We start from the raw sequence: 7,206 nt of genomic DNA on the forward strand, positions 1-7,206 counted from the left end.
GGGAGCGCCCCATGTCCCTTGAGCAGTTCGCCGCCCGTCATATCGGTCCGGATCCGCAGGACGAACGCCGGATGTTGGAGGTTGTTGGCTACGGCTCTGTTGACGAGCTGATGGATGCGGCGATTCCGGAAGCGATCCGCTGGTCGGGCACCCTGGACCTGCCGGCGCCGGCCAGTGAGTCGGAGGCGTTGGCGCAGCTGCGGGCGCTGGCTGAGCGCAATACCGCTGCGGTGTCGATGATCGGTCTTGGTTACTACGGTACGCACACCCCGGCGGTGATTCGTCGCAACGTGTTGGAGAATCCCGGCTGGTACACCGCGTACACGCCGTACCAGCCGGAGATCAGCCAGGGTCGGCTGGAGGCGTTGTTGAACTTCCAGACCATGGTCACCGATCTGACCGGGTTGGAGACCGCGAACGCTTCGATGCTTGATGAGGGCACCGCGGCGGCCGAGGCGATGACGCTGGCGCGGCGGGCGAGCCGTAGCCGGAGCCAGGTGTATGTGGTGGACGCGGACACGTTGCCGCAGACGGTGGCGGTGATCGCGGGGCGGGCCGAGCCGCTTGGTATCGACGTACAGGTAGTTGACCTTGATGGTGCGGAGCTGCCGGCGGAGTTTTTCGGCCTGCACGTGCAGTATCCGGGGGCGTCCGGGGCGGTGCGGGACCACGCTGCGGTGGTGGACGCCGCGCATGCCGTGGGCGCGTTGGTGACTGTGGCCGCCGACCTGTTGGCGTTGACGCTGCTGCGTCCGCCGGGGGAGATCGGTGTTGACATCGCTGTCGGTACGACTCAGCGGTTCGGGGTGCCGATGGGCTTCGGTGGCCCGCACGCGGGCTATCTGGCGGTCCGCGCCGGCTTGCAGCGGATGCTGCCGGGACGGTTGGTCGGTGTGTCGCGGGACGCGGATGGGGAGTCGGCGTACCGGTTGGCGTTGCAGACCCGGGAGCAGCACATCCGTCGGGAGAAGGCGACGAGCAACATCTGCACCGCGCAGGTACTGCTCGCGGTGATGGCCGGGATGTACGCGGTCTACCACGGCCCGGACGGGTTGCGTGCGATCGGGGCGCGGACCCATGCGATGGCGGCGCGGTTGGCGGCCGGGTTGCGCGCGGGTGGGGTGGATGTTGCGGATGTTCTGTTCTTCGACACTGTCTCGGCGGTGGTGCCGGGTCGGGCGGCCGAGGTGGTGGAGGCAGCCGCGCGGCGGGGGGTGAGTTTGCGGCTGGTGGACGCCGACCGGGTGGGTGTTTCCTGTGACGAGACCACGACGGAGGCGCATCTCGCGGCGGTGTGGGCGGCGTTCGGGGTGCCGGTCTTCACCGGTGCGGTGGATGCGGCGTTGCCGGCGGCGTTGGCTCGCACATCGGACTTCCTCACTCACCCGGTGTTTAGCGCCCATCGGTCGGAGACGGCGATGCTGCGGTACCTGCGTCGGCTGGCGGACCTCGACTATGCCTTGGATCGGGGCATGATCCCGTTGGGGTCGTGCACGATGAAGCTGAACGCGACCACCGAGATGGAGCCGGTGAGCTGGGCGCAGTTCGCGCAGATGCATCCGTTGGCGCCCGAGTCGCAGACCGCCGGTTACCGGGAGCTGATTGCCCAGCTGGAGGGTTGGCTGGCGGAGGTGACCGGGTACGACGCGGTCAGTGTGCAGCCCAACGCCGGCTCGCAGGGGGAGTTGGCGGGGCTGTTGGCGATCCGCGCGTTCCACCGGTCGCGGGATGCGGGGCACCGGAATGTGTGCCTGATTCCGTCGTCGGCGCACGGTACGAACGCCGCGTCGGCGGTGATGGCGGGGATGCGGGTGGTGGTGGTCGGCTGCGACGTCGACGGCAACATCGACCTGATTGACCTCGACAGCAAGATCGATGAGCATCGGGAGACGCTCGCCGCGATCATGGTGACGTATCCGTCGACGCACGGCGTGTATGAGACGGGTATCGCTCAGGTGTGCGCGAAGGTGCACGACGCGGGCGGGCAGGTGTATGTCGATGGGGCGAACCTCAACGCCCTGGTGGGTTTCGTCAAGCCGGGACGGTTCGGTGCGGACGTGTCGCATCTGAATCTGCACAAGACGTTCTGCATCCCGCATGGTGGTGGCGGGCCGGGCGTGGGGCCGGTGGCGGTGCGCTCGCATCTGGCGCCGTTCTTGCCCGGTGACCCGCTCGCGGGGGATTCGGGCCGGCCGGCGGTGTCGGCGGCCCGGTACGGGTCGGCGGGGATTCTGCCGATTCCGTGGATGTATCTGCGGATGATGGGTGCGGCTGGGCTGACCCGGGCCACGGGGGTGGCGGTGTTGGCGGCCAACTATGTGGCGGCGCGGCTGCGCGGCGCTTTCCCGGTGTTGTACGCGGGTAACAAGGGCCTGGTGGCGCACGAGTGCATTCTGGACCTGCGGCCGTTGACGAAGGCGACGGGCGTCAGCGTTGATGATGTGGCCAAGCGTCTGATCGACTACGGTTTCCACGCACCGACGATGTCGTTCCCGGTGGCGGGGACGTTGATGGTGGAGCCGACGGAGAGTGAGGATCTCGCCGAGTTGGATCGGTTCTGCGACGCGCTGATCGCGATCCGGGCCGAGATCGACAAGGTGGGTTCGGGGGAGTGGCCGGCGGAGGACAACCCGTTGGTGAACGCCCCGCACACCGCGGCGATGGTCTCGGCTGACCAATGGTCGCATCCGTATCCGCGGTCGGTCGGAGCCTATCCGGCGGGGAATCGGTGGGGGAAGTACTGGCCGCCGGTGCGGCGGATCGACGGCGCGTACGGCGACCGGAACCTGGTGTGTTCCTGTCCCGCGCCGCAGGCGTTTGAGGAGTGAGGGGTCGACGGGGCCGGGCGGGGTTGTCCGCCCGGCCGGCTGGTGTCGACTCCCGGGCCGGTGACCTGGTGCGGGCGGCTAGCCTGGGGTCGACGGAACCAGATGATTACTGTGAGTTGTTGTCAGGCGACGAGGGCGTGGCGGGCTGGGCCGCGGTGCGGGGCGATGCTGCGCCCGTCGGGAAGTATCTCGCCGGTGTCCTCGAAACTGATAACCCCGTTGCAGAGCAGACTCCAGCCCTGCTCAGGGAAGCAAGCGATGACTTTGGCGGCGTCCCGGTCGGTGGCGTCGGCAGAGGGGCAGGTGGGTTGGTGCTGGCACATCGGGGTTCTCCGGAGGGTGGGGGAACTGTGTCATGTTTCACACGGCCAGTGACGCACAGTACCAAGTTCACGTGATCAGCATCGAGTGGTGTGCGCGTGCCGCGTGGAAAATCCACTGAACGGTTGAGGCGGAATGGACCGGATAGCGTGGAAACGCTTCCAGCAGAGGTGACGATTGCTCCGCCGGCGGCGCCGGACTGCGGGCGTGCCCACGTCGAACGCGCCCGCTGGGAGTGGCGCGTCGGCGACGGCGGAGACCCGGCGGCGCTCGTCCAGGAGTTCCTCGCCGCCCACGGTCTCGCCCTGGATGACCTTGCTCGGCCGGCGGGGCGAATCCCGCAACGGGTGTGCGGGGCTGCCCTCTACGTCTCGGCCGCAGCCGGTGCGCTGGGGGTCGGCCGCGGCCCTGGCCCGGCCACACCCGCCCCCGCACTGCCCGAGGTGGCGGTCGTCGTCTATGGCCATGCTCCGGCTTCCCGCAGGCGTCCAGCCCCCCGCCGATCGTCGGGTTGGTGGCTCGGTACCTGGGCGGAGAGTTGGACCCCATGGCAGCACGCCGACGCGATACGTGCCGTCCGTGCGGCAATCGGCCGTGGGGATGTCTACCAGGTCAACCTCGTGGGACACGCCGCCGCCCCCTACGCCGGTGATCCGCTGCCCGCCCTGGCCCGTCTCGGTGCGCTGCCGGGTGCCCGGTACGCGGGTGTACTCACCGGCACCGGGTGGGCGATTGGCTGCGCCTCCCCGGAGACCCTCGTAGAGGTCACGGCCGGGCGGATGATCACCCGGCCGATCAAGGGCACCCGTCCGGCCACCGCCGCCGGCCGGACCGCGCTGCTGACCAGCACGAAGGAACGCGCGGAACATATCATGATCGTTGATCTGCAACGTAATGATCTGGCTCGCCTCGCCCGTACCGGCACCGTCGCGGTTGACGAGCTGTTCGCCGTACGCCGGTGGTGTGACCTGTGGCAGGCGGAGTCGACCGTCTCCGCGGCGGTCGCCGAGGGGCTCGGCCTGGCGGATCTGCTGCGTGCCGTCTGCCCTGGCGGTTCGGTCACCGGGGCCCCGAAGCTCGCTGCCCTGGACCACATCGCCGCTGCGGAGCCGGTCGGTCGTGGGGCCAGCATGGGCGCGCTCGGCTGGGTCACCCCCGGCCGGGTCGACCTTGGTTTGACTATTCGCACCGCCGCCGCCGACGCCGATCAGCTGCACGTGTGGGCCGGTGGGGGGATTACCTGGGGCAGTGATCCGGAGGCCGAGGTCGCGGAGGCGGCGGCGAAGTCGGCCCCGGTACGCGCCGCGCTGGCCGCCGGGTCTTGACGGCGAACCTATGGCTCCTAGGCCGTGTCTCCTGGATCATGGCTTGGGGCGGTCCGGTTTCGCGCGTAGCCAGATGAGGATGTCGGCGATCTGCACGGTGGCGCGGTAGCGGCAGGCGAGCTTGTCGTAGCGGGTGGCCACGGCGCGGAACTGTTTGCGCCGGTTCATCAGCCGTTCGATGGTGTTGCGCTGTCGGTAGCGCTGCGGGCGGAACGTGGGTGGGCGGCCACCGCGTGAGCCCTTGCGTGCGCGGTTGGCCTTCTGGTCGTCCTTCTCGGGAATGTCGTGCGGGATGCGCCGGGCTCGCAGGGATCGGCGGTTGCCGCGGGAGCTGTAGGCCTTGTCCGCGGAGAGGGAGTCGAGGCGTTTGCGGGGGCGGCCGATCCCTGCGGGGCGGGCCACGGCCACGTCGTCGAGCAGCCGGACCAGTTGGCGGGTGTCGGAGTCCTGGCCCGGGGTCAGGTGGCTGGTCAGGTTCCGGCCGCGTCCGTCACCGATCGTGTGGATCTTCGTGGTCCATCCGCCGCGCGACTTGCCGAGTCCTTCCCGTCGCGCTGCGTCACGGCTGGTCAGCCCCCTTTACGGGCGCCGGCGGCGTGCTGGTGGGCACGCACGATCGTGGAATCGGCGTTGCCGTGCCAGTCCAGGTCCCCGGCAGCGTCCGCCTCGGTGTGCAGCATCGCCTCGATCCGTGCCCAGGTCCCGTCCTCCTGCCAGCGGGTGAACCGCTTGTACAGCGTCTTCCACGGCCCGTACCGCGTAGGAACGTCGCGCCACGGCACCCCGGTCCGCACCCGGAACACGATCCCGTGGATCACCTGCCGGTGATCACGCCACCGCCCGCCACGCTGCGGTGTCATCGCCGGCAGCAACGGTGAGATCCGCTCGTACTCGACCTCGGTCAGCTCAAACCGTCCACTCACGACAACCCTTGATAGCCGATCCGGGATCAAAGATCCAGGAGACACGGCCTAGTTGAGTCGGCCTGGAGCGCGGTGCCAGCGTTGCCGCTGGTCCGTTTCTCCAGGCCGCTCGCCGAACCCGCCGTGCGCGTCTCCGCGCAACGGGCTCTCCACGGTTGCTGTCGTCAGGCGTTGTCGGATGCGGGCCAGGGGTTATCTCCTGTCCCACCGGGGAGGTCACGGGTGAGGGGCAGACCGGACGGGTGAATCGCGTGAACCTTCGTTGATGCCTACTAAAACGGAGCCCCGCTGGTGGGATGTGGCAGCGGGGTGTGGGGACATGCCGTTGTGATGCGGCAGGCGCTGGCCGGGCACGGCATCCGGTCAGGAGAGCACCGCCGTCCCCGGGGTAGGGAAGGCACCCACCCCGGTCGTTACTCGCAGGTGCGAAACAGGTAGCCCCGACGGGGTCCAGCGCCAGTGTGGTGGCTGGTAAGCCGACCGTGAGGAAGGCGCAACGCCGCTACCCGGCCGATCCACGCCGTGCGGGCCAGCCGGATCGCCTCGTACGCGATGTCGGGGCGCAGCAGCCGGTCGCCCGACGTGGCCGCCGACCCCTCGGTGAAGATCACATAGAGGACGCTGAGCACGCCGCCCAGCCGCTCCCGGCGCTCGCCGGCCGCCGGCAGCTCGAACGGCACCCTGGCCGCCGCGATCGTCTTCTTGCCCCGGGTGATGCGGGCCTGCACGGTCGGCACAGCACGAGGAATGCGCGGGCGATCTCCTCGCTGGACAGGCCGCCGACCACGCGCAGGGTCACCGCCACCCGGGCCTCCGGGGAGAGCACCGGGTGGCAGCTGACGAACATCAGCGCCAGGACGTCGTCGTCGATCCTGTCGGGGTCGATTTCTTCGTCGACCGCCAGGCCGGCCGCCAGCAGGGCGTACCGGTCCTGCAGGGCGGTCCGGCGGCGGATCGCGTCGATCGCCCGCCGCCGGGCCGTGGCCATCAGCCAGCCGACCGGATTGGCCGGAGAGGCACGCGGCCACGACACCAGCGCCTCAGCCACCGCCTCCTGGGCCGCGTCCTCGGCCAGCCCGAAATCGCCGGTGAACCGGGTCAGCGCGGCGACGATCCGGGCCGACTCGATCCGCCAGACGGCCTCGACGTCGGCCGTACCCATCAAATCTGGCCGTTGCTCTCGCTGCCCTGCGGGACCTCGTCGGCCTCGGCCACCCGCCGGACCTCGATCTTGGACCCGGCCCGTGAGGCTGGCAGGGTCGCGTAAACTAAGTGTCTTGTATTCGTGTTAGGGCTCGTCCGGTAATCACGGTGAGTCACGCCGAGCATGGTGCTGGCAGCGAGATCTGCATCCACGATCATCGACTTATGACGCGAGTTGTTCCGGTGCGGCGGGGCCTGATTCGTGTCAGAGGACGTCTGATTCACGTATTTTGTGTGTGTTGTGGTTGTAGTGGTTCTCGCCAGGTTGGGGTGGTTTCGGCGGTGAGGCGTTTGGCGAGGTTGTCGATCATGGCGAGGGTGATCATGCTGGCGGAGTTGTCGGGTCGTGCTTCGTAGTCGCGGACGAGTCGGCGGTGGTGCATGAGCCAGCCGATGGTGCGTTCGACGACCCATCGCCGTTTGACCACGCTGAAGCCTTTGGCTTGGGGGTCTTTGGTGACGGTCTCGACGTCGACGCCGAGGGCGGCGCCGTATTCGACGACGCGGTTTGTGAAGCCGGCGTCGACCCAGGTTTTGGTGAGGGTGGGGTGGGTGGTGGTGGCCTGGTTGAGCAGGTTGATGCCGATGGTGTTGTCGCTGGCGCTT

At 69.0% G+C, this 7,206-nt stretch carries 6 protein-coding genes and 1 pseudogene; 2 read left to right on the forward strand and 5 right to left on the reverse strand.

From position 1 onward, the window contains the following. Positions 1–11 precede the first annotated feature (11 nt). Positions 12–2,828: an aminomethyl-transferring glycine dehydrogenase gene (gene gcvP / locus SALPAC6_RS0123725; RefSeq protein ID WP_018255800.1), complete on the forward strand. Its 2,817-nt coding sequence runs from the start codon at positions 12–14 to the stop codon at positions 2,826–2,828. A gap of 122 nt (positions 2,829–2,950) precedes the next feature. Here gcvP and SALPAC6_RS0123730 read toward each other — a convergent pair whose 3' ends face one another. After that, entirely contained in the window at positions 2,951–3,151 is a 201-nt protein-coding gene (locus tag SALPAC6_RS0123730; protein ID WP_012013604.1) for a DUF5999 family protein, read from the reverse strand. 96 nt (positions 3,152–3,247) lie between these two features. On the opposite strand from SALPAC6_RS0123730, the gene SALPAC6_RS0123735 reads away from it, so the two are divergent. Continuing rightward, positions 3,248–4,474, forward strand: coding sequence for a chorismate-binding protein (locus SALPAC6_RS0123735; protein WP_080636181.1), 1,227 nt, complete (start codon positions 3,248–3,250; stop codon positions 4,472–4,474). A 36-nt stretch (positions 4,475–4,510) separates the two neighbouring features. Here SALPAC6_RS0123735 and SALPAC6_RS28515 read toward each other — a convergent pair. The 4 genes and pseudogenes from SALPAC6_RS28515 to SALPAC6_RS28520 form a co-directional block, all read right to left on the reverse strand. Beyond that, positions 4,511–5,334, reverse strand: a pseudogene (locus tag SALPAC6_RS28515) (IS5 family transposase). 476 nt (positions 5,335–5,810) lie between these two features. Next, positions 5,811–6,026, reverse strand: coding sequence for a DUF6596 domain-containing protein (locus SALPAC6_RS30595; RefSeq protein WP_223874394.1), 216 nt, complete (start codon positions 6,024–6,026; stop codon positions 5,811–5,813). Further along, positions 6,005–6,559: a sigma factor gene (locus SALPAC6_RS26675; RefSeq protein WP_026190016.1), complete on the reverse strand. Its 555-nt coding sequence runs from the start codon at positions 6,557–6,559 to the stop codon at positions 6,005–6,007. The genes SALPAC6_RS30595 and SALPAC6_RS26675 overlap by 22 nt, the downstream gene beginning before the upstream one ends. Before the next feature lie 262 nt (positions 6,560–6,821). After that, positions 6,822–7,206, reverse strand: a 385-nt coding sequence (locus tag SALPAC6_RS28520) for a transposase (RefSeq protein WP_162562070.1), incomplete at its 5' end; no start/stop codon positions are given.

It is taken from the genome of Salinispora mooreana (genome assembly GCF_000379065.1).
Lineage (GTDB): Bacteria > Actinomycetota > Actinomycetes > Mycobacteriales > Micromonosporaceae > Micromonospora > Micromonospora mooreana.

Bases quoted from the DNA above. Each gene is read 5' to 3' on its own strand.
- SALPAC6_RS26675 (WP_026190016.1), bottom strand. From the start codon at position 6,559: ATGGGTACGGCCGACGTCGAGGCCGTCTGGCGGATCGAGTCGGCCCGG.
- SALPAC6_RS0123730 (WP_012013604.1), bottom strand. From the start codon at position 3,151: ATGTGCCAGCACCAACCCACCTGCCCCTCTGCCGACGCCACCGACCGG.
- gcvP (WP_018255800.1), top strand. From the start codon at position 12: ATGTCCCTTGAGCAGTTCGCCGCCCGTCATATCGGTCCGGATCCGCAG.